The organism is Streptomyces sp. NPDC017225, from assembly GCF_044331465.1.
Classification (GTDB): Bacteria; Actinomycetota; Actinomycetes; order Streptomycetales; family Streptomycetaceae; genus Streptomyces.
Window position 1 is genome coordinate 539,257 of record NZ_JBIRNE010000004.1, and the last position, 21,998, is coordinate 561,254.

Here is a 21,998-nt window from a genome sequence, read left to right on the forward strand (position 1 = left end):
GCCCCGCTCCCGCCCCCAGTCGTCCGGTGGCCCACCCCCACCGGAACCGTGAAGAAAAGGAAGAACTGGCATGTCCCAGACCCTGGCCGCCGTCAGCGGCTCGATCGCTTCCATCGGCTACGGCATCGCCGCCTTCGGCCCCGGCATCGGCGTCGGCATCATCTTCGGTAAGGGCACCGAGGCCATCGCCCGTCAGCCCGAGGCCGCCGGCCTGATCCGCGCCAACCAGATCCTCGGCTTCGCCTTCTGTGAGGCGCTGGCCCTGATCGGCCTGGTCATGCCGTTCGTCTACGGCACGTGATCATCTGATCCGCGACCGGCTCACTAGACGAAAGGCACTCTGATATGAGCCCACTGCTTCATATCGCGGCCGAGGAGGCGCAGAACCCCCTCATCCCGCCGATTCCCGAGCTCGTCATCGGCCTGCTCGCCTTCGTCATCGTCTTCGGCTTCCTCGCCAAGAAGCTCCTTCCGAACATCAACAAGGTTCTGGAGCAGCGTCGCGAGGCGATCGAGGGCGGGATCGAGAAGGCCGAGGCCGCTCAGACCGAGGCCCAGAGCGTGCTGGAGCAGTACAAGGCTCAGCTCGCCGAGGCCCGGCACGAGGCCGCGCGTCTGCGCCAGGAGGCGCAGGAGCAGGGCGCCGTGCTCATCGCCGAGATGCGCGCGGAAGGCCAGCGGCAGCGTGAGGAGATCATCGCCGCCGGACACACGCAGGTCGAGGCCGACCGCAAGGCCGCCTCGCAGGCGCTGCGCCAGGACGTGGGCAAGCTCGCCACCGACCTGGCCGGCAAGCTCGTCGGCGAGTCCCTGGAGGACCACGCCCGGCAGAGCCGTGTGATCGACCGCTTCCTCGACCAGCTCGAGGAGAAGGCCGAGGCCGGACGATGAACGGAGCGAGCCGCGATGCCCTGGCAGCCGCGCGCGAGCGGCTCGACGCGCTGACGGACTCCACGTCCGTGGACGCCGCGCAGCTCGCCGACGAGCTGGCCGCCGTCACCGCGCTGCTCGACCGCGAGGTCAGCCTGCGGCGGGTCCTCACCGACCCGGCGCAGGCCGCCGACGCCAAGGCCGAACTGGCCGGACGCATCCTCGGCGGACAGGTCGGCGGTCCCGCCGCCGACCTGGTGGCCGGCACGGTGCGCTCCCGCTGGTCGCGCTCCCGCGACCTGGTGGACACGCTGGAGGAGCTGGCCGCCATGGCCGACTTCACCGCGGCGCAGAAGGCGGGCACGCTCGACGACGTCGAGGACGAGCTGTTCCGGTTCGGCCGGATCGTCGCGTCCGACACGGGGCTGCGGTCCGCGCTGACCGACCGCTCCGCGAGCACGACGGCCAAGACGGCGCTGCTGCACAGCCTGCTCGGCGGCCGGGCCAAGGCCACCACCGAGCGTCTGGTGACGCGCCTCGTCACCGCGCCCCGGGGACGTAGCCTGGAGACGGGACTCGAGTCCCTGTCCAAGCTCGCCGCCGAGCGTCGCGAGCGCACGGTCGCGGTCGTCACCTCGGCGGTCCCGCTCAGCGACACCCAGAAGCGGCGCCTCGGCGCGGCGCTGGCGAAGCTGTACGGGCGCCAGATGCACCTCAACCTCGACGTGGACCCCGAGGTCCTCGGCGGAGTCCAGGTGCGGGTCGGCGACGAGATCATCAACGGCTCGCTCGCGGACCGGCTCGAAGACGCCGCCCGCCGCATGGCGAGCTAGCACCAACCGCATACGCAGGAATACGGCCCGGGTTGGGCCGTGCAGAGGATTCACCTCTTTCAGGGGGGAGTCCCCATCCCCCCAAAGTGAAACTTCGGGCCCAACAAGGAGAGCAGGGAACTCAGATGGCGGAGCTCACGATCCGGCCGGAGGAGATCCGGGACGCGCTGGAGAACTTCGTCCAGTCGTACAAGCCGGACGCGGCCTCGCGCGAGGAGGTCGGTACGGTCAGCCTTGCCGGCGACGGCATCGCCAAGGTCGAGGGTCTTCCGTCGGCCATGGCCAACGAACTGCTGAAGTTCGAGGACGGCACCCTCGGTCTCGCCCTCAACCTCGAGGAGCGCGAGATCGGTTGCGTCGTCCTCGGTGAGTTCAGCGGTATCGAGGAGGGCCAGCCGGTCACCCGCACCGGCGAGGTCCTGTCGGTCGCCGTGGGCGAGGGCTACCTCGGCCGCGTGGTCGACCCCCTCGGCAAGCCGATCGACGGCCTCGGCGAGATCGAGACGTCCGGACGCCGTGCGCTGGAACTGCAGGCCCCCACGGTCATGCAGCGCAAGTCCGTGCACGAGCCGATGGAGACGGGCTACAAGGCCGTCGACGCCATGACCCCGATCGGCCGCGGCCAGCGTCAGCTGGTCATCGGTGACCGGCAGACCGGCAAGACCGCGCTGGCCGTCGACACGATCATCAACCAGCGCGACAACTGGCGCACCGGCGACCCGAACAAGCAGGTCCGCTGCATCTACGTCGCCATCGGCCAGAAGGGCTCGACCATCGCGTCGGTCCGCGGCGCGCTGGAGGAGAACGGTGCGCTGGAGTACACGACCATCGTCGCCGCCCCGGCGTCCGACCCGGCCGGCTTCAAGTACCTGGCGCCGTACACCGGCTCGGCCATCGGCCAGCAGTGGATGTACGAGGGCAAGCACGTCCTGATCATCTTCGACGACCTGTCGAAGCAGGCCGACGCCTACCGCGCCGTGTCGCTGCTGCTGCGCCGTCCGCCGGGCCGCGAGGCCTACCCGGGTGACGTCTTCTACCTGCACTCCCGCCTGCTGGAGCGCTGCGCGAAGCTCTCCGACGCCGAGGGCGCCGGTTCGATGACGGGTCTGCCGATCGTCGAGACCAAGGCCAACGACGTCTCGGCGTTCATCCCGACCAACGTCATCTCCATCACCGACGGCCAGTGCTTCCTGGAGTCGGACCTGTTCAACGCCGGTCAGCGCCCCGCGCTGAACGTGGGTATCTCCGTCTCCCGAGTCGGTGGTTCCGCCCAGCACAAGGCGATGAAGCAGGTCTCCGGCCGACTGCGCGTGGACCTCGCCCAGTTCCGTGAGATGGAGGCGTTCGCCGCCTTCGGCTCCGACCTGGACGCCGCGTCGAAGGCCCAGCTGGAGCGCGGTCAGCGGATGGTCGAGCTGCTGAAGCAGGACCAGTACGAGCCGATGTCCACCGAGGACCAGGTCGTCTCCGTCTGGGCCGGCACCACCGGCCGGATGGACGAGGTGCCGGTCGTCGACGTCCGTCGCTTCGAGAAGGAGCTCCTCGAGTACCTGCACCGCCAGGAGCAGGGCCTGATGACCTCCATCCGCGAGGGCGGCAAGATGTCCGACGACACGCTTCAGGCCATCGGGGACGCCATCGCGGCGTTCAAGAAGCAGTTCGAGACGAGCGACGGCAAGCTGCTCGGCGAGGACGCCCCGTCCGCCGCCAAGTGACGTAAGGAAGGGACCTGACTCATGGGAGCCCAGCTCCGGGTCTACAAGCGTCGCATCCGATCCGTCACCGCGACCAAGAAGATCACCAAGGCGATGGAGATGATCGCCGCCTCGCGTGTCGTCAAGGCGCAGCGCAAGGTGGCGGCCTCCACGCCGTACGCGCAGGAACTGACCCGCGCGGTGACGGCGGTCGGTAGCGGTTCGGACACCAAGCACCCGCTGACCACGGAGGCGGACAACCCGACTCGTGCGGCGGTCCTCCTCCTCTCGAGCGACCGCGGCCTGGCCGGCGCCTTCAACTCCAACGCCATCAAGGCCGCGGAGCAGCTGACCGAGCGCCTCGAGCGCGAGGGTCAGCAGGTCGACACGTACATCGTCGGCCGGCGCGGTCTCGCCCACTACAACTTCCGTGAGCGCAAGGTCGCGGATTCGTTCGCGGGCTTCACCGACGAGCCCTCGTACGCGGACGCCAAGAAGGTCGCGGCGCCGCTGATCGAGGCCATCGAGAAGGAGACGGCGGAGGGCGGCGTGGACGAGATCCACATCGTCTACACCGAGTTCGTCTCGATGATGACGCAGACGGCGGTCGACTCCCGGTTGCTGCCCCTGCGCCTCCAAGAGGTGGCGCAGGAGTCGGCCACGAAGGACGAGGTCCTTCCGCTGTACGACTTCGAGCCGTCGGCGGAGGACGTCCTCGACGCTCTGCTGCCGCGCTACGTCGAGAGCCGCATCTACAACGCTCTGCTGCAGTCGGCCGCTTCCAAGCACGCCGCCACGCGGCGCGCGATGAAGTCGGCCACCGACAACGCGGGCGAGCTGATCAACACGCTCTCCCGTCTTGCCAACGCGGCCCGCCAGGCCGAAATCACCCAGGAAATCAGCGAGATCGTCGGTGGCGCGAGCGCACTGGCCGACGCGACCGCGGGGAGTGACAACTAATGACCACCACTGTTGAGCCGACCGCAGCGTCGGGCGTGGCCACCGGCCGCGTCGCGCGGGTCATCGGCCCGGTCGTCGACGTGGAGTTCCCCGTCGACGCGATGCCGGAGATCTACAACGCCCTCCACGTCGAGGTCGCCGACCCGGCGCAGGCGGGCGAGATCAAGACGCTGACCCTGGAGGTCGCCCAGCACCTGGGTGACGGCCTGGTCCGCACCATCTCGATGCAGCCCACCGACGGCCTGGTCCGCCAGGCCGCGGTGACCGACACGGGTTCGGCCATCTCCGTCCCCGTCGGCGACTTCACCAAGGGCAAGGTGTTCAACACCCTCGGTGAGGTGCTGAACGTCGACGAGCAGTACACCGGTGAGCGCTGGCCGATCCACCGCAAGGCGCCGAACTTCGACGAGCTCGAGTCGAAGACCGAGATGTTCGAGACCGGCGTCAAGGTCATCGACCTGCTGACCCCGTACGTCAAGGGCGGCAAGATCGGTCTGTTCGGCGGTGCCGGCGTCGGCAAGACGGTGCTCATCCAGGAGATGATCTACCGCGTCGCCAACAACCACGACGGTGTCTCCGTCTTCGCCGGTGTCGGTGAGCGCACCCGTGAGGGCAACGACCTCATCGACGAGATGAGCGAGTCCGGCGTCATCGACAAGACCGCGCTGGTCTTCGGCCAGATGGACGAGCCGCCGGGCACCCGTCTGCGCGTCGCGCTGGCCGGCCTGACCATGGCCGAGTACTTCCGTGACGTCCAGAAGCAGGACGTGCTGTTCTTCATCGACAACATCTTCCGCTTCACGCAGGCCGGTTCCGAGGTCTCGACCCTGCTCGGCCGCATGCCCTCCGCGGTGGGCTACCAGCCGAACCTGGCCGACGAGATGGGTCTCCTCCAGGAGCGCATCACCTCGACCCGTGGTCACTCGATCACCTCGATGCAGGCGATCTACGTCCCCGCGGACGACCTGACCGACCCGGCCCCGGCCACCACCTTCGCCCACCTCGACGCGACGACGGTTCTCTCCCGTCCGATCTCCGAGAAGGGCATCTACCCGGCCGTGGACCCGCTGGACTCGACGTCCCGCATCCTCGACCCGCGGTACATCGCGGCGGACCACTACCAGGCCGCGATGCGCGTGAAGAACATCCTGCAGAAGTACAAGGACCTGCAGGACATCATCGCGATCCTCGGTATCGACGAGCTCGGCGAGGAGGACAAGCTCGTCGTCCACCGTGCCCGTCGCGTGGAGCGCTTCCTGTCCCAGAACACCCACGTCGCCAAGCAGTTCACCGGCGTGGACGGTTCGGACGTGCCGCTGGACGAGTCGATCGCAGCGTTCAACTCGATCTGCGACGGTGAGTACGACCACTTCCCGGAGCAGGCGTTCTTCATGTGCGGTGGCATCGAGGACCTGAAGAAGAACGCGAAGGAGCTCGGCGTCTCCTGAGCCGCGTGCTCATCGTGGGCCCCAGGGCTCACACCGGAGGGGACGGGCGCGTCCCGTCCCCTCCGTCACGCCCATTAGACTTGTAACCAACACCCGGCTCTCCCGCCGGGTGGTGACCCGAGGAGCCACTCTTGGCTGCTGAGCTGCATGTCGAGCTGGTCGCCGCCGACCGTCAGGTCTGGTCCGGCGAGGCCACCCTGGTCGTCGCGCGCACCACGTCCGGCGACATCGGCGTCATGCCCGGTCACCAGCCGCTGCTCGGTGTGCTGGAGTCGGGCCCGGTGACCATTCGTACGAGTGACGGTGGGACGGTCGTCGCCGCTGTGCACGGAGGCTTCATCTCGTTCGCGGACGGCAAGCTGTCGCTGCTGGCCGAGATCGCCGAGCTGGCGGACGAGATCGACGTCCAGCGGGCGGAGCGGGAGCTCGAGCACGCGAAGGCGGAGGGCGACACCCACTCCGAGCGCCGCGCGGACGTCCGACTGCGCGCGGCGGCGGGACGCTGATCCACAGCACTGTGCGATAGCGTCGTGCCATGACGTCACTCAGCCGCGGCTGGGACCGGAGCGATCCGGACCCGGCCGCGGCTGAGGCAGATCCGGGTGTTTTTTCCGTTCCGTTACCTAGGAGACGAGGAGGTCGGTGTCGATGGCCCTCGCTCTGACTGTGTGCGGAATTGTCGTCGCCCTGGTGGTGATCGCGCTCTTCGTCTTCGGCCTGCGCCGCCGGCTGATCCAGCGATCGGGCGGCACCTTCGACTGCTCCCTGCGCTGGGAGGCCCCCACGGAGGGCGACGCCGGCGGCAAGGGCTGGTCCTACGGTGTGGCCCGCTACAACGGCGACCGGGTCGAGTGGTACCGCGTCTTCTCGTACTCCCCCCGCCCGCGCCGGGTCCTGGAACGCTCCGCGATCGAGGTGGCCGGCCGCCGCGTCCCGGACGGCGAGGAGGAGCTGGCCCTGCTCTCGGACGCCGTCGTGCTCGCCTGTGTCCACCGGGGCACGCGGCTCGAGCTGGCGATGAGCGACGACGCGCTGACCGGGTTCCTCGCGTGGCTCGAGGCGGCCCCGCCCGGACAGCGGGTGAACGTGGCGTAACCTCGTCCGCCCTCCCCCAACGAGGCGCGGGGGAGGGCGGACGAGGCTTGGGGCTTGCCAGGTACTACTTCAGACCGCTGTCGATGGCGCTCACCAGCTCGCCGTTCGCGGTGTCACCGCTGAACTCCCAGAAGAAGGCACCGCCCAGGCCCTGCTGCTCGGCCCAGTTCATCTTCGACGTGATGGTCGCGGGGGTGTCGTAGGACCACCAGTTGGTGCCGCAGTGCGCGTACGCCGTGCCGGCGACGGTGCCGGTGGCCGGGCAGCTGTTCTTGAGGACCTTGTAGTCCTCGATGCCCGCCTCGTAGGTGCCGGCCGCCGGGCCGGTCGCCGTGCCGCCGGGCGCGGACTGGGTGACCCCGGTCCAGCCGCGGCCGTAGAAGCCGATGCCGAGGAGCAGCTTGTCGGCCGGCACGCCCACCGCCTTGAACTCGGCGATCGCGTCGGCGGAGTTGAAGCCCTGCTGCGGGATGCCGTCGTACGAGGTCAGCGGCGAGTGCGGAGCGGTCGGACCGTTCTTCGCCCAGGCGCCGAAGAAGTCGTACGTCATCACGTTGTACCAGTCGATGTACTGCGCGGCCTCGCCGTAGTCGGCGGCCTCGATCTTGCCGCCGTCCGAGGCGTCGGCGGTGGTGGCCGCGGTGACCAGGTCGTCACCGAACTCGGCGCGCATGGCCTTCATCATGGTGCTGAAGGCGTTCGGGGCACTGGTCTCGTCACAGCTGAGACCGCAGGCGTTCGGGTACTCCCAGTCGAGGTCGATGCCGTCGAAGACGTCGGCCCAGCGCGGGTCCTCGACCAGGTCGTGGCAGGACTTCGCGAAGGCGGCCGGGTTCTTCACCGCGTCGGGGAAGCCGCCGGACCAGGTCCAGCCGCCGAAGGACCAGATGACCTTGATGTGCGGGTACTCGGCCTTCAGCTTGCGCAGCTGGTTGAAGTTTCCGCGCAGCGGCTGGTCCCAGGTGTCGGCGACGCCGTCGACGGACTGGTCGGCGGTGTACGCCTTGTCGTAGTCGGCGTAGGCGTCACCGATGGTGCACTTGCCGCCCTGGACGTTGCCGAAGGCGTAGTTGATGTGCGTGATCTTCTCGGCGGAGCCGGAGGTGACCAGGTTCTTGACGTGGTAGTTGCGCCCGTAGACGCCCCAGTTGGTGAAGTAGCCGAGCTTGACCTCTTCGCCGCCGCCCGGGTTGCCGCCGCCGTCGCCGCCGGTGGTGGTGACCTTCACCGCGCCGCTGACCGGACCGGTCTGGTCGGCGGCGTCCCGGGCCTGGACGGTGTAGGAGTAGTCGGTGCCCTTGGTGAGGCCGTTGTCCGTGTAGGAGGTGCCGGTCACGGTGGCGACCTTGGCGCCGTCGCGCAGGACGTCGTAGTTCTTGACGCCCTTGTCGTCGGTCGCCGCCGCCCAGGACAGCTTCGCCGAGGTGTCGGTGACACCGGAGGCGGTGGGTGTGCCCGGGGCGGAGGGGGCCTCGTCGCCGGGGACGGAGGTGCCGTCGCAGCTGCCGCCGTTGAGCTTGCAGTTGGACGGGGAGCCGGGGCCGCTGCCGTTGAAGCCGAAGGTGACGGTCGCCCCGGGGGCGAGGGTGCCGTTCCAGCCGACGTTCTTGGCACTCCAGTGGTCACCGGAGTTGGTGACCGTGGCGTCCCAGGCGGAGGTGACCTTGGTGCCGGAGGGGAAGTCCCACTCGACGTTCCAGGAGTTGATGGTGGTGGTGCCGGTGTTCTTCACCGTCCACTTGCCGCCGAAGCCGGTGCCCCAGTCCGAGGTCTTGGCGAAGGTGGCCGTCGCGCTCGTGGCCGCCTGTGCCGGACTCGCGAGTCCCACCAGCCCGGCCATGGGGAGCGCCAGGGTCGCGACGAGTGCCGCGGCTCTGTGTCTGAAGCGCATGATGCGCCTCCTTATGGGGAGTCGTTGTTGTGAGCATGACTGAGCCTCATGCTCGCAGTGCCGCGAGAATAGAAAGGTCTGGACCATAGGTCAATAGGTCTGGACCACTGTTCCGACGCGGGGCTGCTCCCCACCGCCTCCGTGAACGGCGAAGCGGCCCCCGGGCGTTGATGCCTGGGAGCCGCTTGACCTGCGATCAGCGAGTACCGGGTCGACCGGGGCACCTGTCGGTGCCGCGGTCAGGTGGAGCCGTCGGTGGGGACGGCCTGCCCGGTGGTCGACTCAGCGGTACTCGTGGTGCCGGTCCTCGGACCCGCCCTCGTCCGCGAGGAGGAAGTTGGCCCTGGCGCTGTTGTCGTCCTCGTCGACGACGGTGATCTCGGTCTCCTCCTCCTCCTTGTTGTTCTCGGAGCAGTCGATGTTGTTGTTGGCCGACGACAGGATCGGGATGTCGATCACTTCGAGCGCCAGGCAGCTGAGGACCTGGGAGTTGTTCTCGAACTTCGAGGTGTCGTCGTCGGCGGCAGCGGCCGTGCCGGCGGCACCGCCGGCCATGACCAGCGCGGTGACGGTGCAGGCGAGCGCCTTCTTGAGAGCCATGCGGATTTCCTCCTGAGGGGGTCTGTCGAACTAGAGGCAGGCGAATTAATTGAGGGCATCGCCCGCGCTCGGCGGTGACCGCGTCCAGCGGCTGCCAATCCGTACTCCGGCAGCACTTTCCGAACGCGACTACCCAATGAACGAAGTCGCGGACCGGCGGGTGTTGCTCCGACGGAGTGAAGCCGCTATTCGTGGGTCCGGGATGTGGTCGACGTTTCCTCATGATGATCGGAACAGTCGATCGTAGTGCCCGAAACCGATGCGATCGGAAGGTCGAGGACTTCGATGTTCACGCAGGAGAGGATCTGTGTGTTGTTCACGTACCTCGCGCCTTCCTCTCCCGCGTGAGCGGCTCCGGCCTGCAGGGCTGCCAGGGGCACCGTGCACAGCGAGAGAACGGCCAGACGAGTGCTCAACATTCCTCGGGTCCTGTCTGAGTCGGGAACGGGGTCTGTGGCACCTGCGCAGGACATGAAGTCCTCATCGGCCGCAGTTGCCTGCCGCCGAACAATACTGAGCGTGCAGGCGAAGGCAAAGAAATGCGAGAACTGGTAGCCCGATGGTGTCGGCGGGAGGTCGCGTCCGCCGCCCGCGGACCGCAATTCACTCCGTTGGAGCAGAACCCGCGGGGTATGGATTCGTTGCATTGATAGCCGAACGGAAACGCAGTCAAGCCCGGCTGTGAAAGTCCGAGTCCGGCGCACCCCGCCGATTGTGTGCGGTCCATCACATGGGCGCATGCCTTCGGTGATCACACACCCCACTCAGGAGGAAACCCGCATGGCTCTCAAGAAGGCGCTCGCCTGCACCGTCACCGCGCTGGTCATGGCCGGCGGTGCCGCCGGCACGGCCGCTGCCGCCGACGACGACACCTCGAAGTTCGAGAACAACTCGCAGGTCCTCAGCTGCGACGTCGTCGAGGTCATCGACATCCCGATCCTGTCGTCGGCCAACAACAACATCGACTGCTCCGAGAACAACAAGGAGGAGGAGGAGAAGGAGCTCACCATCGTCGACGAGAGCGACAACAGCGCCGAGGCCGCCTTCTTCGTCAAGAAGGACTAGTACCGCTGACCGGTGGCCGGGCGAGCCGTCGCTGACAGCTTTCCCGGCCCGGCCCAGAGGCGACTGGTTGCTTGTCTTCACCAGCGGCCCCCGTTTCACTTCGGGGGCCACTTTCCTGTGCCCGGGGCCCGGCCGGTGACCCGATCGGCGCGGGCGCCGGGGCCCGCCGTCCCTCCAGGGCCTGTCCCACAGGCCCTAGACGCCCAACTCCTGCGCCAGAACCGCCGCTTGTACCCGGCTGCGCAGCTCCAGCTTCCCCAGCAGCCGGCTGACGTGTGTCTTCACCGTGGCCTCGGCCATGTCCAGCCGCTCGGCGATCGCCGCGTTGGACAGCCCCTCGCCGAGGCAGGACAGGACCTCACGCTCGCGACGGGTGAGGCCACCCAGCACCGCCGGATCGGCGGCCGGTTCCCGGACCGGCTTCGCGGCGAACTCGGCGATCAGCCGCCGGGTGACGGCCGGGGCGACGATCCCCTCGCCGCCCGCCACCGTGCGCACGGCCGCGAGGAGGTCCTTCGCCTCCGTGTTCTTCAGCAGGAAGCCGGCGGCCCCCGCCCGCAGCGCCCCGAACACGTACTCGTCCAGGTCGAAGGTGGTCAGCACCAGCACGTCGGCGAGCTGCTCGGCGACCACCAGCCGGGTCGCCGACACCCCGTCCAGACGTGGCATCTGGACGTCCATCAGCACCAGGTCGGGCCGCAGTTCCCGGGCCAGCGCCACCGCCTGCTCGCCGTCCGCGGCCTCCCCGACGACCTCGATGTCCGGTGCGCTGCCCAGGATCAGCACCAGTCCCGCCCGGACGGCGGACTGGTCCTCGGCGACGAGGACGCGGATCATGGCAGGTCTCCTTCGGTCAGGGGCAGGGCGGCGCGTACGCACCAGATCTTGCCGCCCGCCGAGTCGGGGTCCGCCACCGGCCCGGCCTCGAAGGTGCCGTGCAGCAGCGCGACCCGCTCCCGCATGCCGACCAGACCGGCACCGGAACCGGGCGCGCGGGGCGCCTCCCGCTCGCCGTACGGGCTGGTCACCCGGACGCACAGGACGTCGTCGCGCCGGGTGATCCCGACCCGTACCGTCCCCGGTGAAGCGTGCTTGAGGGCGTTGGTGAGCGACTCCTGCACGATCCGGTACGCGGCCAGCTCGACCGGTGCCGGCAGCCCTTCGCCGGACACGGTCTCCAGGACGACGTCGAGTCCGTTGGCGCGGGCGCCGCCCACCAGCGCGTCGAGGCCGTCGAGCGTGGGGGCGGCGGCCGGCTCCTTGTCGCCGACGTCGTCCCGCAGGATGCCGATCAGCCGGCGCATCTCGGCCAGCCCCTCGACACTGTTCTCGCGGATGACGCCGAGTGCCCGCCGGGTCGTCGCCGGATCGTCCAGGGAGAGCGCGGCCGTGGAGTGGATGGCGATCGCGGAGAGGTGGTTGGCGACCATGTCGTGCAACTCGCGGGCCATCCGGGCGCGCTCGGCGGTCACCGCCTGCACCCGGTCCATCTCCGCGAGCAGCGCGGTCTGCTCGGCGCGCAGCAGGGCTGCGTCGGCGGCCTCGCGGTGGTTGCGCACGATCAGCCCCGTCGAGGCGGGCGCGAACGCGACGAAGGCGACGGCGACTCCGATGAGCAGCACCTCGGGCACCCGCCACACGGCGAACGGCACCAGCGTCGCGGCCACGGTGAGCAGCCCGGTGATCCACGGGATGCGGCGGGCGAAGGCGGGCGGACCGTACAGGACGGCGGCGTACATCACGTCGGTGTACATGATCAGCGTGACCAGGCTGCCCTGCGTGAGCGTGTCCGCGATCAGCGCGGCGGTGCCGATCAGCAGCCCGGCGCGCGGCGCGGCGCGGCGCAGCAGCTCGCAGCCGGCCATGACGGCGAGCGGGACCAGCAGCGGCCAGCGGCCGTCGAACGGCACGATCGGGTCGTCGGCGGACCGTACGCCCAGCCCGATGCCCCACAGCAGCAGCCCGCCCAGCAGACCCGCCGACGCGGCGTACACGTCGAAGCGGCACGGGCGGGGGAGCGGTACGGCCATGCCACCATCCAACACGGCCCGGGTCGCGCTCGCCTGATCCCGGGGGACGGTCCGGTACTGCATCTTTCGATGTACCGGAGGTTCGTCACCGGCGACGACGAACGCGGCGGATTCCCACGGGAACCTGGAAGGGTGAACGAAGGGAGTACGTCATGGTCGTCGCGTTGATCATCGCCTGCGAGGTCGGCTTCTGGGTGCTGCTGGCGCTCGGACTGGCCGCCCGCTACCTGTTGAAGTGGCGCCGCACCAGCGTGTTCCTGCTGCTGTGCGAGCCCGTCCTGGAACTGGTGCTGTTCGCCGTGACGGCGATCGACCTGAGGAACGGTGCCGAGCCGGGCTGGGAGCACGGCCTGGCGGCGCTGTACATCGGCTACACGGTCGCGTACGGCCACTACACGATCCGCTGGCTCGACGGCCACGCCGCCCACCGTCTGGCCGGCGGCCCGCCGCCGGTCAAGCCGCCGCGCTACGGCAAGGCCCGGGCACGGCACGAGGGCCGGCTGTGGGTGCGCACGCTGCTGGGCGCGGCCGTGGCCTGGGCGCTGCTCCAGGGCGCGGTCTGGTACGTCGGTGACGGGGACGTGTCGTCCCTGCGGGCCTTCCAGTGGGTGGCCGTCAGGGTGGCCGCGATCCACGGCCTGGTGGCGCTCGGCTACCTGATCTGGCCGAAGAAGGACCCGGCCGGGACGCCGGAGGTCACGGCCGAGCGGCAGGCGGAGAAGGAAGGCGCGCGCAGGTGAGGTATCTGCCGGAGCGCAATCTGTGGGAGGGCGGGGCCACCCTCGTGGCCGGCCTCGCCCTCTGGCTGTTCGCGGGCGACGTGGACGTCCCCGTCGTCGACCTGCCGAAGGCCGGCCTCGTGATGATGTGCGTCGGCGGCGCGCAGACCGTGTGGGGTCTGATCCGGTCGGCGCGCCGGCCGGCCGGCTAGCGCTCCCCGCCCGGCACCCACAGCACGTCGCCGATCTCCTTGTTGGCCACGCGGGCCAGGATGAAGAGCAGGTCGGAGAGGCGGTTCAGGTAGGTCGCGGTGAGCGGGTTCATCGCCTCGCCGTGGACCTCCAGCGCCGCCCACGTCGAGCGCTCGGCCCGGCGGACCACCGTGCACGCCTGGTGCAACAGGGCCGCGCCGGGCGTGCCGCCGGGCAGGATGAAGGAGCGGAGCTTCTCCACCTCGGCCAGGAAGCGGTCGCAGTCCGCCTCCAGCTTGTCGACGTAGAACTGCTCGACCCGCAGGGGCGGGAACTCGGGCTTCTCCACCACCGGCGTGGACAGGTCGGCGCCCACGTCGAACAGGTCGTTCTGGACGCGGACGAGGACCTTGACGACCTCCTCGTGCAGGCCGCCCAGGGCGATCGCCGTGCCGAGCACCGCGTTGGCCTCGTTGGCGTCGGCGTACGCGGAGATGCGGAGGTCGGTCTTGGGGACCCGGCTCATGTCACCGAGGGCGGTGGTGCCCTGGTCGCCGGTCCGGGTGTAGATGCGCGTCAGGTTGACCATGGGGTCAGCGTAGTGAGGCCCCGGCGGTGCGGAGGACACGTGTGCCCGCCGTCACGGCCGGCGCGGTGAAGGCGACGGCGGCCAGGACGCCGTACGGCATGTGCGCCGTCGGGAGTCGGCGGCGCGGGCCGTGCCGCGCCAGGAGACCGGCGGCGCGCAGGGCGACATGACACCCGCCCTGACGGCCGGTCAGCTCAACTGGCCGCACGGCACGGTCCTCGGGGCCGTCGGACAGCGCATGGCCGCCGGGGGGAAGCCGTCGGAGTCTCCCGGGACGTGCTCCTGCTGCTGGGCGAGACGGAGGAGCGGTTGAGCGAGAAGGCGCTCAACTACGCCGTACGGGGCGCGGGGTGACACCCGGATGGCACACGTGGGTGTGATGTCCGTCATTTGAGACGTGACGCGCGTTACTAACCGGTCACACAGCCCCTCACTCCCGATAATCTCCGGCCGAGAAGACAGGGCCGGGCAGGCCCTCGAGGAAAGCCTGCATCAGGGGAGTCGCACAGTGGCACGGAAGCTCGCCGTCATCGGAGCCGGTCTCATGGGGTCCGGAATCGCCCAGGTCTCCGCCCAGGCGGGCTGGGACGTCGTCCTGCGCGACGTCACCGACGAAGCGCTCCGCCGTGGCACCGACGGCATCCGGGCCTCGTACGACAGGTTCGTGGCGAAGGGGAAGCTCGCCGCCGACGACGCCGAGGCCGCCCTGGCGCGCGTCACCGCCACCACCGACCTGGACGCCGTCGCCGACGCGGACGTCGTCGTCGAGGCCGTCTTCGAGAAGCTGGAAGTCAAGCACGAGATCTTCCGCGCGCTCGACAAGCTGGTGAAGGACGAGGCGATCCTCGCGTCCAACACCTCCGCCATCCCGATCACCAAGATCGCGGCCGTGACCGACCGCCCGGAGCGGGTGGTCGGCGCACACTTCTTCTCGCCGGTTCCGATGATGCGGCTGTGCGAGCTGGTGCGCGGCTACAAGACCAGCGACGAAACGCTCGCCACCGCACGGGAGTTCGCCGAGTCCACCGGCAAGACCTGCATCGTCGTCAACCGCGACGTCGCCGGCTTCGTGACCACCCGCCTCATCTCCGCCCTCGTCGTCGAGGCCGCGAAGCTGTACGAGTCGGGCGTCGCCACCGCCGAGGACATCGACCTCGCCTGCCAGTTGGGCTTCGGCCACGCCATGGGACCGCTGGCCACCGCCGACCTGACGGGCGTCGACATCCTGCTGCACGCCACGGGCAACATCTACACCGAGTCCCAGGACGAGAAGTTCGCCCCGCCGGAGCTGATGCGCCGGATGGTGGACGCCGGTGACATCGGCCGCAAGAGCGGGCAGGGCTTCTACAAGCACTGAGGTCGCGTCAGCCCCGGCGAACGTCACACGCCGGGGTGAATTCGGTATCGGTTCGCTTACAGGTAGCAACCTCCGATCGTTTCGGCCAGTCAGAGGTTGTGACACCTGATATCGCCGAGAGACCACACGAAGTACCACGAAGAATCACCGCGAAGACGAAGAGACGACAAAGACGCACGCCGGGGAGCGCATATGCACATCAGGGGCGACCACGTCGAGCTGGTCGTCGGGGGCCGCCTCGACGTCCGCAGCGCGGCGGACGCCCGTACGGTCCTGCACTCGGCCGTCGACGACGGAGTCGGCGACCTGGTGCTGGACCTGACCGAACTGGACTCCTGGGACGCCACCGGACTCGGCGTGATCATGGGGGCCCACCGACGGGCCGGCCGCTGCGGACGGCGGCTGGTGCTGCGCGGCGTGCCGCCGCAGATGCAGCGCCTGCTGGTGGCCACCCGGCTGCACCGGATCCTGGCCATTGAGGGCGGCATCGGCGTGGAGACCCTGCCCAGGGTGTGACGTCAGGGTGTGACGTGAGGCTGTGACGCCACGGGCCGGTGTGGCCCGGTGGGCCGGGGAGACCCGGACACCACTCGGCGAACCGCCCGACAAGCACCCGACACACGCAATCCTCACGAGACTGTGACGTCTTGGACGGGTCGGCACCCCGGACTGTCGGAGATACTGAGCGAAGGTTTAGGGTCTGGCTGCCCGCCACTTTGTGACCCACTGGCGGGACCGGACCAGAAGCGACAGCGCGGTGTGCGGCAAGGCCGGGAGGGGTGGTCCCGACCCGGGCCCGCACACGACGCTTTTGGGGGGCTTGAACCTATGGACCCGAACAACCGGGGACCCGAGGAGCACGGCCGAGACGGCGACCACCAGGCGCCGCGCCCACGCCCGCCCAGGGACCCCCTCACCTCCGACTTCGGACAGCACACACCCGCGCTCGCCCGCACGGTGCAGCTCGTGTCCGGCGACTTCCTGCTCACCGTCAACCCCGTCGACGGCAGCGAGATCGAGGTCTGCCCGCCCGCGGAGCGGCCCGCCCGGCCCGAGAAGCTCACCGCGGCCGAACGGGCCGAGGCGGAGCGCGCCGCGAGGCCGCCCGTCCCACCGGGACCCGTCCGGACCGTGCTGGGCCTGCTGGCCCGCGAGGACGAGCGCGAACGCCTGGTGCGGCTGCTCGCCCGCGGCCGTTCCGTCCGCCTCACCGGCCCCGCCGGCTCCGGCCGCACCAGCCTCCTCGACGTCGTCGCCGAGGACTGCGCGGGCCTCGCGCCCGACGGAGTCGTCCGGCTCAGCGGCTTCCACCGCACGGTGGGCGACCTGCTCCACGACCTCTTCTACGCCGTCCACCGCGCGCCCCTGCACCGCCCGGAGCGTGACGAACTGCTCGCCCGGCTCCGGGAGGTCGGCGCGGTCGTCGTCCTGGACGACGTCGAGTTCGGCGGCAGCGCCCTCGACGAGCTGCTGGACGCCACCCCCGAGTGCGCCTTCCTGATCGGCGCGACCCCGGACGTGCCCGCGCCCTCGGCCGACTCGGCCGTCGAGGAGGTCTTCCTCACCGGACTGGACCGCTCGGACGGCGTGGAGCTGCTCGAGCGCGCCGCCGGCCGGACCCTCACCGACGAGGAGGCCAACTGGGCCGGCGACCTCTGGTTCGAGTCCGAGGGCCTGCCGCTGCGCTTCGTCCAGGCCGGCGCCCTGCTGCGCCGGCGCGACCGGCAGCGGGCCGGCGCCGACGCCGTCGACGAGTTCGGCGTCTTCGCCGACGCCCTCCCGGCCGACGACACGCCCTACGACGCCGCCGAGGCCGACGAGGTGCCCCTGCCGTCCCTCGGTGAGGCCGCGGCGCCCGCGCCGCTGCTCGCCTCGCGGCTGAGCGCCTCCGCGCGCGCCACCCTGGAGTTCGCCGTCGCGCTCGGCGGCGAGGTGCCGCACCAGGCGCACCTGCCCGCCCTGATCGGCGACACCCACGCGGACGCCGCCCTCGGCGAGCTGACCGACTGCGGACTTCTCTCACCGGTCGGCTCCCGCTACCGGCTCGCCGCCGGGGTGCTCACCCAGCTGGAGAGCGCCGGATACGCCGACGACGTACGGGAACGCGCCTCGGCCGCCGCCCAGCACTACGCCTGGTGGGCCGGGCACCCCTCGGTCACCCCGGAGCGGGTCTGCGCCGAGGCCGACGCCGTGCTGGCCGCCCTCGCCGTGCTGACACCGGCGACGACCCCGCCCGCGGACGACGAGGACAGCCCCGCCGTCCAGCTGGCCCGCACCGCGGCGCCCGCGTTCGCCGCCGGGCTGCACTGGAGCGCCTGGGAACGGGCGCTGCGCTCCGGCACCGAGGCCTCCCGGCTCGCCGGTGACGTCGCCGAACAGGCCTACTTCCACCACGAACTCGGCGTCCTCGCCCTGTGCGAGGGACAGCTCGACCGGGCCCGCGCCGAACTGGAGGCCTCCATCGGGCTGCGCGGCGCGCTGTCCGACAAGCGCGGCGCCGTCGCGGGCCGCCGCGCCCTCGCGCTGGTCGCCGACCGGACCGGGGACACCCCCGGTCTCGGCACCGGCGCGGGCGCGTTCGGCGGAGCGGGGGCCGCCGCCGGACTCGGCGCCGTCGGCTTCGGCCCGACCGCGGGGGAGGAGGTGCCCGACGCCCGGAACGAGGAGTCGGCGTCGCCGCCCGGGGGCGTGCCCGCGCCCTTCCCGCCGCTCCAGCCGCCCCCGCAGTCCCCGACCCTGGTCACCAGCCGGGACCCGTCCACCGGGCCGTCCCACAAGGCGGGCGTGAACATCAAGGGCTTCGCCCGGCGCAACCTGGTGGCCGCGGGAGCGGGCGCGCTGCTCGTCGCCGTGCTCGGCACGGTGGTGACCCTCGGCGCCACGTCGGAGAACGACGCCGGCGATCCCTCCGACCAGGTCGGTGTCAACCCGTCGGCCAGCCAGGGTGTCGACGACGGCAGCCTGGGCGCCGACCGGCCGAAGGACGACGGCGAGAGCGAGGGCGACACCGGCGGGGCGACCGCCCGGCCGACCGACCCGGGCCCGGACGGCACCCTCGGTACGTCGGACGACCCGACGCCGACGGACTCGGCCTCACCGTCGGACGACGCGAGCGACTCCGGCGAACCCGACGACCCGTCCTCGCCGGACCCGGGCGACTCGGACGAGCCGGACGACCCGGACTCGCCGTCCAAGCCGCCCACGTCCAACGAGCCGCCGCCGGACCCGACCTCGCCGAAGCCCACCGACACGGAGCCGGACCCCGAGCCCAGCACGTCGTCCGAGGAGCCCGACCCCGACCCCAGCCCCACGGAGACGAACACGCCTCCACCGTCGACCCCGGAGACGTCCAACAGCGCCGGCGGCCCCGGCACACCGCCCACTACCGCAAGCTCCCCCGCCGGCACCGGGACGGCCTCGCAGAGCAGCACCGCGAGCACCGGGACGGGCACCGGGACACCGAGCGGGACCGGATCAGCGGCTCAGTTCGTCTGACCGTTCGCCGGGACGGCGAGGAACAGCGCGAAAGGGCCGGGTCCGGCACACGGACCCGGCCCTCCCGCACGTGTGGCGACGAGGCTCCCGCTCAGAACAGCCGCAGCTTGTCGTCCTCGATGCCGCGCATGGCGTTGTAGTCCAGCACCTGGCAGCCGATGCCGCGGTCCGTGGCGAGGACGCGGGCCTGCGGCTTGATCTCCTGGGCGGCGAAGACGCCGCGCACCGGGGCGAGATGGGGATCGCGGTTCAGCAGCTCCAGGTAGCGCGTGAGCTGCTCCACGCCGTCGATCTCGCCGCGCCGCTTGATCTCGACCGCGACGGTCCGGCCCTCGGCGTCCCGGCACAGGATGTCGACGGGGCCGATGGCGGTCATGTACTCGCGGCGGATGAGGGTGTAGCCCTCGCCCAGTGTCTCGATACGGTCGGCGAGCAGCTCCTGGAGGTGCGCTTCCACGCCGTCCTTGATCAGGCCGGGATCGACGCCCAGTTCGTGCGAGGAGTCGTGGAGGATCTCCTCCATCGTGATGATGAGCTTCTCGCCCGCCTTGTTGACGACGGTCCAGACGCCCTCCTCCTCGCCCGTGCCCTCCTTCAGGGTGCAGGGCGGCGACATCCAGTTGAGGGGCTTGTAGGCCCGGTCGTCGGCGTGGATCGAGACGCTGCCGTCCGCCTTGACCAGGATCAGCCGGGGAGCCGAGGGCAGGTGGGCGGTGAGCCGTCCGGCGTAGTCGACGGAGCAGCGGGCAATGACGAGACGCATGGTCGGCAACGCTACTCGACGCGCCCGGCCCGACGCGATTCGCCCGTGCCGGGACGACCCCGCACGCTGCCCCACTTCTCCCATTGGCCCCACCTTGCGCACTGGCCGATTGTCTGCCTACCGGAGGGGGCGCATATAGGCATTCTCCTGGTGCGGTCACGATCGGTTGCTTACGGTATTGAACGGGAGGTCGCGAGGTATGTACGCAGCGTGTTCAAAATTCGCGCACTCCCTTAACTGTCCGGCAACCCCCGTCAGTCGGGGGTGCGAGAGGAGAACCCATGTCGCTCGACGTCTCACCGGCCCTACTCGAACAGGCCGAGCGAGGCGAGGTCGACGAAGCAGCCTTCGTCGACTGCGTCCGGACCTCCCTGCCCTACGCATGGGAGATGGTCAGCGCCCTGGTGGCACAGCTGAAGGTCGACGGCGGCGCGTTCGCCGACAACCAGACGCCCCCGCCGGACGAGCAGGCGCGCGGTCAGCTGCTGCGCGCGCTCGCGAGTGACGCCATACGCGGTGCACTGCAGCGGCACTTCGGAGTGCGGCTGGCCTTCCAGAACTGCCACCGGGTGGCGGTGTTCCCGTTGGACTCCTCCGTCGACGAGAAGCTGACCCGTTTCACCTCGGTACGCAGCCAGGTACTTAACCAGTCGCCCGAGTTCCGCGACTGCTGACGCGACGGTCGTCCGCTTGCCGTTCCGTACGAGGGAGGTGCAGTTCGTACCGGAGCGGCAAGTCCCCCGCCCACCGTCTCAGCGGAGCTGGGGGAGTACCTCGGTCCCGAGCCGCCGTACGTTCTCCTCGGTCGCCGCGAGGTCTCCGGACCCCTCGACGAGCAGGGCGAAGCGGTTGATGCCGGTCCGCTCGCCGGTCGCCGCGAGCCGGTCCGCGCACAGCCGGGGCGGGCCCACCGGGTGCAGTCCGCAGAGCAGTTCGGTGTAGGCGTGCGGGTCGCGCATCTGCCGGGCGCGGTCGTCCACCGTGACATGGGCGTCGAGTCCCTGCCGAAGCCAGCCCGGCATGGCTTTGAGCAGGGTCTCCGCCGCGTCCGTGCGGCGGTCCGCGATCTGGCAGACGCCGGCCGACACGTGGCCCGCGTGGTCGATCTCCGCCGCCGGCCGCCGGGCCGCACGGGCGTGCCTGCGCCACAGGGCCACCATCTCGGCCTTCTCCTCGTCCCCGACGTGCATCCCGAGCAGCATCGGCAGCCCCCGCTCGGCCGCCGTGCGCACGCTCGCCGGGGAGGTGCAGGCGACGACGACCTCCGGTCCCGGGCCCTCCGTCAGGGATTCGGAGGGGCGCGGGACGACGGGCACCTCACGGAACCGGAAGCGTTCGCCGAAGGCGCCGACGGACGGTTCGCGCAGCCAGCGCACCAGCAGATCGAGTGACTCCGGAAAGCCCTTCTCGTACGCCTCCAGGCCCGCGCCGAACACCTCCAGGTCCACCCACGGGCCGCCCCGCCCCACGCCCAGCGAGAACCGGCCGCCGCTCGTGACGTGCAGCAGCGCGGCCTGCTCGCCGAGCGCCACGGGGTGGGCGGTGGGCAGTACGCTGACCGCGGTGCCGACCCGGATGCGACGGGTGCGGCCCAGCAGCAGCGCGGCCAGCGTGACGGCCGACGGACAGGTGCCGTACGGCACGAAGTGGTGTTCGGCCAGCCAGACCGTGTCGAGCCCCGCCTCCTCGGCCACCTCGGCCGAGCGGACCGCGCGGTGCAGCGCCTCTCCCTGGCCCTGGCCCGGGAACTGGGCACCCAACACGAAACTTCCTACGCGCATTGCCTTTTCCTGCTTCCTCGGCTCCGACACGGAGCTCCCCCACAGGGCATAACCGTCTGACACGTGCCGAGGACACGGCCGGGCGGAGGGATTTGCGGATTGTCTTCAGAATCGGCCGTTGTGGCGGTGCCGTATCGGCTGTCGCGAAGGGGCCGCGACGGCTCCCGCGAGAGCCCTTCGGGGGGAGTCGCGGGGGTCGGCGGCGTACCCGTGCCCCTGTCCGTGCCGCGTAGGCTGGACGCCGCCCGCATCCCCTGAACAGCTCCGTGAGGTGTCCCGTGTCCCCGCGTCGCAACCGACCCAAGGCAGCCGGTTCGTCCGGCCGGAGCGCCGAGGACGACAGCTCCGGCCGCTACGGCGGCTGGCAGTCGTCGGAGAGCTGGCAGGGCGAGGACTGGAGCGTACGGCATGTGGCGGGCGCGAGCGCCCAGGGCAAGTCGTACCGCTGCCCGGGCTGCGACCAGCTCATCCCGGGCGGTGTCCCGCACGTGGTGGCCTGGCCGGCGCACTCGGGCGTCGACGACCGCCGGCACTGGCACAAGTCCTGCTGGAACGCGAAGGACCGCCGCACCACGCGGGTGCAGCGGTCCCGTAACGCGCCCAGGTTCTGAGCGCT

24 protein-coding genes are annotated in these 21,998 nt (G+C 70.6%); 16 read left to right on the forward strand and 8 right to left on the reverse strand.

Going from position 1 to position 21,998, the window contains the following annotated elements:
* Positions 1 to 70 precede the first annotated feature (70 nt).
* The 8 genes from atpE (at position 71) to ACH4NX_RS13175 (ending at position 6,900) form a co-directional block, all read left to right on the forward strand.
* Positions 71 to 301, forward strand: a complete 231-nt coding sequence (gene atpE / locus ACH4NX_RS13140; protein WP_004983330.1) for an ATP synthase F0 subunit C — start codon at positions 71 to 73, stop codon at positions 299 to 301.
* A 44-nt stretch (positions 302 to 345) separates the two neighbouring features.
* Positions 346 to 891 carry a F0F1 ATP synthase subunit B gene (locus ACH4NX_RS13145; RefSeq protein ID WP_351390255.1) on the forward strand — a complete coding sequence of 182 codons (546 nt, stop codon included), beginning with the start codon at positions 346 to 348 and terminating at the stop codon, positions 889 to 891.
* A complete protein-coding gene (locus tag ACH4NX_RS13150; protein ID WP_351390253.1) occupies positions 888 to 1,703 on the forward strand; it encodes a F0F1 ATP synthase subunit delta in 816 nt (271 codons plus the stop codon). Before ACH4NX_RS13145 ends, ACH4NX_RS13150 begins: the two co-directional genes overlap by 4 nt.
* Positions 1,704 to 1,828: 125 nt before the next feature.
* Complete coding sequence (atpA, locus tag ACH4NX_RS13155; RefSeq protein ID WP_279561746.1) at positions 1,829 to 3,418, forward strand: F0F1 ATP synthase subunit alpha; 1,590 nt, start codon at positions 1,829 to 1,831, stop codon at positions 3,416 to 3,418.
* Between the two features lie 21 nt (positions 3,419 to 3,439).
* Positions 3,440 to 4,357: a F0F1 ATP synthase subunit gamma gene (locus ACH4NX_RS13160; RefSeq protein WP_398128814.1), complete on the forward strand. Its 918-nt coding sequence runs from the start codon at positions 3,440 to 3,442 to the stop codon at positions 4,355 to 4,357.
* A complete protein-coding gene (gene atpD, locus ACH4NX_RS13165; protein WP_351390249.1) occupies positions 4,357 to 5,805 on the forward strand; it encodes a F0F1 ATP synthase subunit beta in 1,449 nt (482 codons plus the stop codon). Before ACH4NX_RS13160 ends, atpD begins: the two co-directional genes overlap by 1 nt.
* A 131-nt stretch (positions 5,806 to 5,936) precedes the next feature.
* The gene (locus tag ACH4NX_RS13170; protein WP_279561749.1) at positions 5,937 to 6,311 is read left to right on the forward strand and encodes a F0F1 ATP synthase subunit epsilon; all 375 of its coding nucleotides are present in this window, start codon (positions 5,937 to 5,939) and stop codon (positions 6,309 to 6,311) included.
* 142 nt (positions 6,312 to 6,453) lie between these two features.
* On the forward strand, positions 6,454 to 6,900 hold the full coding sequence (locus tag ACH4NX_RS13175; protein ID WP_345594866.1) for a DUF2550 domain-containing protein: 447 nt from the start codon (positions 6,454 to 6,456) through the stop codon (positions 6,898 to 6,900).
* A gap of 64 nt (positions 6,901 to 6,964) precedes the next feature.
* On the opposite strand, the gene ACH4NX_RS13180 is transcribed toward ACH4NX_RS13175, so the two are convergent.
* Together ACH4NX_RS13180 and ACH4NX_RS13185 are read right to left on the reverse strand one after the other, a co-directional pair.
* On the reverse strand, positions 6,965 to 8,791 hold the full coding sequence (locus ACH4NX_RS13180; RefSeq protein WP_398128813.1) for a glycosyl hydrolase family 18 protein: 1,827 nt from the start codon (positions 8,789 to 8,791) through the stop codon (positions 6,965 to 6,967).
* A 282-nt stretch (positions 8,792 to 9,073) separates the two neighbouring features.
* Positions 9,074 to 9,391: a hypothetical protein gene (locus ACH4NX_RS13185; RefSeq protein ID WP_398128812.1), complete on the reverse strand. Its 318-nt coding sequence runs from the start codon at positions 9,389 to 9,391 to the stop codon at positions 9,074 to 9,076.
* Positions 9,392 to 10,171: 780 nt separating this feature from the next.
* Between ACH4NX_RS13185 and ACH4NX_RS13190 the strand changes: the two genes are divergently transcribed.
* The gene (locus ACH4NX_RS13190) at positions 10,172 to 10,456 is read left to right on the forward strand and encodes a hypothetical protein (RefSeq protein ID WP_398128811.1); all 285 of its coding nucleotides are present in this window, start codon (positions 10,172 to 10,174) and stop codon (positions 10,454 to 10,456) included.
* A gap of 195 nt (positions 10,457 to 10,651) precedes the next feature.
* On the opposite strand, the gene ACH4NX_RS13195 is transcribed toward ACH4NX_RS13190, so the two are convergent.
* The gene (locus tag ACH4NX_RS13195; protein ID WP_351390240.1) at positions 10,652 to 11,293 is read right to left on the reverse strand and encodes a response regulator transcription factor; all 642 of its coding nucleotides are present in this window, start codon (positions 11,291 to 11,293) and stop codon (positions 10,652 to 10,654) included.
* Complete coding sequence (locus ACH4NX_RS13200) at positions 11,290 to 12,486, reverse strand: histidine kinase (RefSeq protein ID WP_351390238.1); 1,197 nt, start codon at positions 12,484 to 12,486, stop codon at positions 11,290 to 11,292. The genes ACH4NX_RS13195 and ACH4NX_RS13200 overlap by 4 nt, the downstream gene beginning before the upstream one ends.
* Positions 12,487 to 12,638: 152 nt before the next feature.
* Between ACH4NX_RS13200 and ACH4NX_RS13205 the strand changes: the two genes are divergently transcribed.
* Positions 12,639 to 13,226, forward strand: coding sequence for a hypothetical protein (locus ACH4NX_RS13205; RefSeq protein WP_398128810.1), 588 nt, complete (start codon positions 12,639 to 12,641; stop codon positions 13,224 to 13,226).
* Entirely contained in the window at positions 13,223 to 13,417 is a 195-nt protein-coding gene (locus ACH4NX_RS13210; protein ID WP_351390234.1) for a DUF5708 family protein, read from the forward strand. Before ACH4NX_RS13205 ends, ACH4NX_RS13210 begins: the two co-directional genes overlap by 4 nt.
* Here ACH4NX_RS13210 and ACH4NX_RS13215 read toward each other — a convergent pair.
* Entirely contained in the window at positions 13,414 to 13,986 is a 573-nt protein-coding gene (locus tag ACH4NX_RS13215) for a cob(I)yrinic acid a,c-diamide adenosyltransferase (protein WP_351390232.1), read from the reverse strand. The two genes, ACH4NX_RS13210 and ACH4NX_RS13215, sit on opposite strands and share 4 nt — an antisense overlap.
* Before the next feature lie 4 nt (positions 13,987 to 13,990).
* Entirely contained in the window at positions 13,991 to 14,194 is a 204-nt protein-coding gene (locus ACH4NX_RS13220; protein WP_398128809.1) for a hypothetical protein, read from the reverse strand.
* A 300-nt stretch (positions 14,195 to 14,494) separates the two neighbouring features.
* Here ACH4NX_RS13220 and ACH4NX_RS13225 point away from each other — a divergent pair, with 300 nt between their 5' ends.
* The 3 genes from ACH4NX_RS13225 (at position 14,495) to ACH4NX_RS13235 (ending at position 18,838) form a co-directional block, all read left to right on the forward strand.
* Positions 14,495 to 15,343: a 3-hydroxyacyl-CoA dehydrogenase family protein gene (locus tag ACH4NX_RS13225; protein WP_398128808.1), complete on the forward strand. Its 849-nt coding sequence runs from the start codon at positions 14,495 to 14,497 to the stop codon at positions 15,341 to 15,343.
* A 192-nt stretch (positions 15,344 to 15,535) separates the two neighbouring features.
* Positions 15,536 to 15,859: an STAS domain-containing protein gene (locus ACH4NX_RS13230; RefSeq protein WP_279561763.1), complete on the forward strand. Its 324-nt coding sequence runs from the start codon at positions 15,536 to 15,538 to the stop codon at positions 15,857 to 15,859.
* Between the two features lie 312 nt (positions 15,860 to 16,171).
* Entirely contained in the window at positions 16,172 to 18,838 is a 2,667-nt protein-coding gene (locus ACH4NX_RS13235; protein ID WP_398128807.1) for an ATP-binding protein, read from the forward strand.
* A gap of 91 nt (positions 18,839 to 18,929) precedes the next feature.
* Here ACH4NX_RS13235 and nucS read toward each other — a convergent pair whose 3' ends face one another.
* Positions 18,930 to 19,601 carry an endonuclease NucS gene (nucS, locus tag ACH4NX_RS13240; protein ID WP_053137172.1) on the reverse strand — a complete coding sequence of 224 codons (672 nt, stop codon included), beginning with the start codon at positions 19,599 to 19,601 and terminating at the stop codon, positions 18,930 to 18,932.
* 281 nt (positions 19,602 to 19,882) lie between these two features.
* Between nucS and ACH4NX_RS13245 the strand changes: the two genes are divergently transcribed.
* Positions 19,883 to 20,275, forward strand: coding sequence for an SCO5389 family protein (locus ACH4NX_RS13245; RefSeq protein ID WP_230070388.1), 393 nt, complete (start codon positions 19,883 to 19,885; stop codon positions 20,273 to 20,275).
* 78 nt (positions 20,276 to 20,353) lie between these two features.
* Here the strand turns inward: ACH4NX_RS13245 and ACH4NX_RS13250 are convergent, their stop codons facing one another.
* Positions 20,354 to 21,382, reverse strand: a complete 1,029-nt coding sequence (locus tag ACH4NX_RS13250) for an LLM class flavin-dependent oxidoreductase (protein WP_351390225.1) — start codon at positions 21,380 to 21,382, stop codon at positions 20,354 to 20,356.
* Between the two features lie 278 nt (positions 21,383 to 21,660).
* Between ACH4NX_RS13250 and ACH4NX_RS13255 the strand changes: the two genes are divergently transcribed.
* Positions 21,661 to 21,993 (forward strand): ATP/GTP-binding protein, encoded by a 333-nt coding sequence (locus ACH4NX_RS13255; RefSeq protein WP_351390223.1) that lies wholly within the window; start codon positions 21,661 to 21,663, stop codon positions 21,991 to 21,993.
* The last annotated feature ends 5 nt before the right edge of the window (positions 21,994 to 21,998 follow it).

Excerpts from the sequence above, each read along its gene's own strand:
- ACH4NX_RS13195 (WP_351390240.1), bottom strand. The coding sequence starts at position 11,293 with ATGATCCGCGTCCTCGTCGCCGAGGACCAGTCCGCCGTCCGGGCGGGA.
- atpE (WP_004983330.1), top strand. The coding sequence starts at position 71 with ATGTCCCAGACCCTGGCCGCCGTCAGCGGCTCGATCGCTTCCATCGGC.
- ACH4NX_RS13175 (WP_345594866.1), top strand. The coding sequence starts at position 6,454 with ATGGCCCTCGCTCTGACTGTGTGCGGAATTGTCGTCGCCCTGGTGGTG.
- ACH4NX_RS13235 (WP_398128807.1), top strand. The coding sequence starts at position 16,172 with ATGGACCCGAACAACCGGGGACCCGAGGAGCACGGCCGAGACGGCGAC.
- ACH4NX_RS13180 (WP_398128813.1), bottom strand. The coding sequence starts at position 8,791 with ATGCGCTTCAGACACAGAGCCGCGGCACTCGTCGCGACCCTGGCGCTC.
- ACH4NX_RS13160 (WP_398128814.1), top strand. The coding sequence starts at position 3,440 with ATGGGAGCCCAGCTCCGGGTCTACAAGCGTCGCATCCGATCCGTCACC.
- ACH4NX_RS13200 (WP_351390238.1), bottom strand. The coding sequence starts at position 12,486 with ATGGCCGTACCGCTCCCCCGCCCGTGCCGCTTCGACGTGTACGCCGCG.
- ACH4NX_RS13230 (WP_279561763.1), top strand. The coding sequence starts at position 15,536 with ATGCACATCAGGGGCGACCACGTCGAGCTGGTCGTCGGGGGCCGCCTC.
- ACH4NX_RS13150 (WP_351390253.1), top strand. The coding sequence starts at position 888 with ATGAACGGAGCGAGCCGCGATGCCCTGGCAGCCGCGCGCGAGCGGCTC.
- ACH4NX_RS13190 (WP_398128811.1), top strand. The coding sequence starts at position 10,172 with ATGGCTCTCAAGAAGGCGCTCGCCTGCACCGTCACCGCGCTGGTCATG.
- nucS (WP_053137172.1), bottom strand. The coding sequence starts at position 19,601 with ATGCGTCTCGTCATTGCCCGCTGCTCCGTCGACTACGCCGGACGGCTC.
- ACH4NX_RS13185 (WP_398128812.1), bottom strand. The coding sequence starts at position 9,391 with ATGGCTCTCAAGAAGGCGCTCGCCTGCACCGTCACCGCGCTGGTCATG.
- ACH4NX_RS13205 (WP_398128810.1), top strand. The coding sequence starts at position 12,639 with ATGGTCGTCGCGTTGATCATCGCCTGCGAGGTCGGCTTCTGGGTGCTG.
- ACH4NX_RS13245 (WP_230070388.1), top strand. The coding sequence starts at position 19,883 with ATGTCGCTCGACGTCTCACCGGCCCTACTCGAACAGGCCGAGCGAGGC.
- ACH4NX_RS13145 (WP_351390255.1), top strand. The coding sequence starts at position 346 with ATGAGCCCACTGCTTCATATCGCGGCCGAGGAGGCGCAGAACCCCCTC.
- ACH4NX_RS13250 (WP_351390225.1), bottom strand. The coding sequence starts at position 21,382 with ATGCGCGTAGGAAGTTTCGTGTTGGGTGCCCAGTTCCCGGGCCAGGGC.
- atpA (WP_279561746.1), top strand. The coding sequence starts at position 1,829 with ATGGCGGAGCTCACGATCCGGCCGGAGGAGATCCGGGACGCGCTGGAG.
- ACH4NX_RS13215 (WP_351390232.1), bottom strand. The coding sequence starts at position 13,986 with ATGGTCAACCTGACGCGCATCTACACCCGGACCGGCGACCAGGGCACC.
- atpD (WP_351390249.1), top strand. The coding sequence starts at position 4,357 with ATGACCACCACTGTTGAGCCGACCGCAGCGTCGGGCGTGGCCACCGGC.